The organism is Ruegeria sp. AL12 (assembly GCF_056540885.1).
Window position 1 is genome coordinate 2,501 of sequence record NZ_JBQFXN010000023.1, and the last position, 3,629, is coordinate 6,129.

Annotated in this window: 1 protein-coding gene and 2 rRNA genes; 2 read left to right on the forward strand and 1 reads right to left on the reverse strand. The window is 53.3% G+C overall.

Translation table 11 applies throughout. The annotated features are described in order from the left end of the window. Window positions 1–39: 39 nt before the first annotated feature. A complete protein-coding gene (locus ACR0C6_RS20885) occupies window positions 40–300 on the reverse strand; it encodes a hypothetical protein (RefSeq protein ID WP_480621012.1) in 261 nt (86 codons plus the stop codon). Window positions 301–431: 131 nt separating this feature from the next. On the opposite strand from ACR0C6_RS20885, the gene ACR0C6_RS20890 reads away from it, so the two are divergent. Both ACR0C6_RS20890 and rrf read left to right on the forward strand, forming a co-directional pair. Beyond that, window positions 432–3,297: ribosomal RNA gene (locus ACR0C6_RS20890) — 23S ribosomal RNA — on the forward strand. A gap of 186 nt (window positions 3,298–3,483) precedes the next feature. Beyond that, window positions 3,484–3,598 (forward strand): 5S ribosomal RNA (gene rrf, locus ACR0C6_RS20895). Window positions 3,599–3,629: the final 31 nt, after the last annotated feature.

Sequence of the window (3,629 nt, forward strand, 5' to 3'; positions counted from 1 at the left end):
CCTTCGGAGATCATTTGAAATCGTATAGAGAGAAATCAATCAACACTGTTTGATCGCGCCGAGTGTGGCGTTGATCTCAGTTGGTCCTCTTCGGAGGAGGTTCGATTTGGGATGTTTCCTCGTCCCTCTTTGAATATCCCGGCTGAAACGAACAGAGTTGTCCAAGTCAAGTACACTAACCCGCACGATCATCAGATCGTGCATGTCTTTCATTCTCCGTGCGGGGCCGACCGACATCGGCAGCATGGGTTCCAGGATGGAAGGCGGGAAAGTATGCTTTTGGTTCAGAAGAAAGATCATCTTTAGTTACCAGCTGGATGATCGCGTTGGACATAGTCGAACCGTGAAGGCCGCAGGCCGGAAGGGTTCACGCGCTCAAGTAGCCGAATAGGCGGTAGCGCAAAATGTTATGTCTTTCTCTTTCTGGATCAAATCAAGCGCGAGAAGGGCGTTTGGTGAATGCCTTGGCAGCAAGAGGCGATGAAAGACGTGATACTCTGCGATAAGCCATGGGGAGCTGAGAATAAGCTTTGATCCATGGATCTCTGAATGGGGCAACCCACCTGAATGTTTGTTATTGTTAGCACAGCTGATCAATAATGAGCATGAACAGGTACTTAAGACCTGAATACATAGGGTTTTAAGAGCAAACCCGGGGAACTGAAACATCTAAGTACCCGGAGGAAAGGAAATCAATTGATACTCCCCTAGTAGCGGCGAGCGAACGGGGACCAGCCGAGCCGGATAAGTGACTAGAACACGTTGGGAAGCGTGGCCATAGCGGGTGACAGCCCCGTATAGGAAGCTTTGACGGACGTATTAAGTAGGGCGGAACACGTGAAATTCTGTCTGAAGATCGGAGGACCACCTTCGAAGGCTAAGTACTCCTTGCTGACCGATAGCGAACCAGTACCGTGAGGGAAAGGTGAAAAGCACCCCGACGAGGGGAGTGAAACAGTACCTGAAACCGAACGCCTACAATCAGTCGGAGGCTCCTTGCGAGCTGACGGCGTACCTTTTGTATAATGGGTCATCGACTTGGTCTCACGAGCAAGCTTAAGCCGTTAGGTGTAGGCGTAGCGAAAGCGAGTCTTAATAGGGCGTATGAGTTCGTGGGATCAGACCCGAAACCGAGTGATCTAGGCATGGCCAGGTTGAAGGTAAGGTAACACTTACTGGAGGACCGAACCCACATCCGTTGAAAAGGATCGGGATGAGCTGTGCCTAGGGGTGAAAGGCCAATCAAACTCGGAGATAGCTGGTTCTCTGCGAAATCTATTTAGGTAGAGCGTCATCCGAATACCCCGGGGGGTAGAGCACTGGATGGGTAATGGGGCCCCACAGGCTTACTGATCCTAACCAAACTCCGAATACCCGGGAGTACTAGATGGCAGACACACTGCGGATGCTAACGTCCGTAGTGGAGAGGGAAACAACCCTGACCTACAGCTAAGGCCCCCAATTCATGGCTAAGTGGGAAAGCAGGTGGGACGACCAAAACAACCAGGAGGTTGGCTTAGAAGCAGCCATCCTTTAAAGATAGCGTAACAGCTCACTGGTCTAAATAAGTTGTCCTGCGGCGAAGATGTAACGGGGCTCAAGCCATGAGCCGAAGCTTAGGATGCCGTAAGGCATGGTAGCAGAGCGTAGTGTGACATAGAACTCATCCTGTATTGCCGCCGGTTATGTGGCGCGAGTAATCGCGCTCAAGTAGCCGAATAGGCGGTAGCGCAGGATAGAGTTCTTTCGATGAAGCCGGCCTGTGAGGGATCCGGTGGAGAGATCACTAGTGAGAATGATGACATGAGTAGCGACAAAGAGTGTGAGAGACACTCTCGCCGAAAGTCCAAGGGTTCCTGCTTAAAGCTAATCTGAGCAGGGTAAGCCGGCCCCTAAGCCGAGGCCGAAAGGCGTAGGCGATGGGAACCAGGTTAATATTCCTGGGCCAGGAGGATGTGACGGATCACAGGTGTAGTTCAATCTTATCGGATTGATTGGGCTGCTGAGTGGTTCCTGGAAATAGCCCTCCATCAGACCGTACCCTAAACCGACACAGGTGGACTGGTAGAGCATACCAAGGCGCTTGAGAGAACGATGTTGAAGGAACTCGGCAAAATACCTCCGTAAGTTCGCGAGAAGGAGGCCCGGTTCCTAGGCAACTAGGGGCTGGGGGCACAAACCAGGGGGTGGCGACTGTTTATTAAAAACACAGGGCTCTGCGAAGTCGCAAGACGACGTATAGGGTCTGACGCCTGCCCGGTGCCTGAAGGTTAAAAGGAGAGGTGAGAGCCTTGAATTGAAGCCCAGGTAAACGGCGGCCGTAACTATAACGGTCCTAAGGTAGCGAAATTCCTTGTCGGGTAAGTTCCGACCTGCACGAATGGCGTAACGACTTCCCCGCTGTCTCCAACATCGACTCAGCGAAATTGAATTGCCTGTCAAGATGCAGGCTTCCCGCGGTTAGACGGAAAGACCCCGTGCACCTTTACTACAGCTTCGCACTGGCATCAGGATTGTGATGTGCAGGATAGGTGGTAGGCTTTGAAACCGTGACGCCAGTCGCGGTGGAGCCTCCCTTGAGATACCACCCTTCGCACTCTTGATGTCTAACCGCGGTCCGTTATCCGGATCCGGGACCCTGCGTGGCGGGTAGTTTGACTGGGGCGGTCGCCTCCTAAAGCGTAACGGAGGCGCGCGAAGGTTGGCTCAGAGCGGTCGGAAATCGCTCGTTGAGTGCAATGGCAGAAGCCAGCCTGACTGCAAGACTGACAAGTCGAGCAGAGTCGAAAGACGGCCATAGTGATCCGGTGGTCCCGAGTGGAAGGGCCATCGCTCAACGGATAAAAGGTACGCCGGGGATAACAGGCTGATACTGCCCAAGAGTCCATATCGACGGCAGTGTTTGGCACCTCGATGTCGGCTCATCTCATCCTGGGGCTGGAGCAGGTCCCAAGGGTACGGCTGTTCGCCGTTTAAAGAGGTACGTGAGCTGGGTTTAGAACGTCGTGAGACAGTTCGGTCCCTATCTGCCGTGGGTGTAGGAGACTTGAGAGGAGTTGCCCCTAGTACGAGAGGACCGGGGTGAACGATCCACTGGTGGACCAGTTGTCGTGCCAACGGCAGTGCTGGGTAGCTATGATCGGACAGGATAACCGCTGAAGGCATCTAAGCGGGAAGCCCCCCTCAAAACAAGGTCTCCCTGAGGGCCGTGGAAGACCACCACGTCAATAGGCCGGAGATGTAAGCGCAGTAATGCGTTCAGTTGACCGGTACTAATCGCCCGACAGGCTTGATTTGATCCAGTAATGGAAAGACAAGACCAAAGCATACACCGACCTTGACAATGGATGATCGTGTCGCACCAAGCGACACTGTTGGTTGATAATTACAACCGTGCGGGAACGCGCATTCGCAAGCGAATACGCTGCTTCCCGCGCGTCGCCTTTTTGCAAAGCAAAAACAGCGACGTGGGCTTTTCCTCGGTTTGGTGGTCATAGCGCAAGTGAAACACCCGGTCCCATCCCGAACCCGGAAGTTAAGCACTGCCGCGCCAATGGTACTTGGGCTTAAGCCCCGGGAGAGTAGGTCACCGCCAAACCTAGTAAAAGCCCACATCTCTCTAACACGAT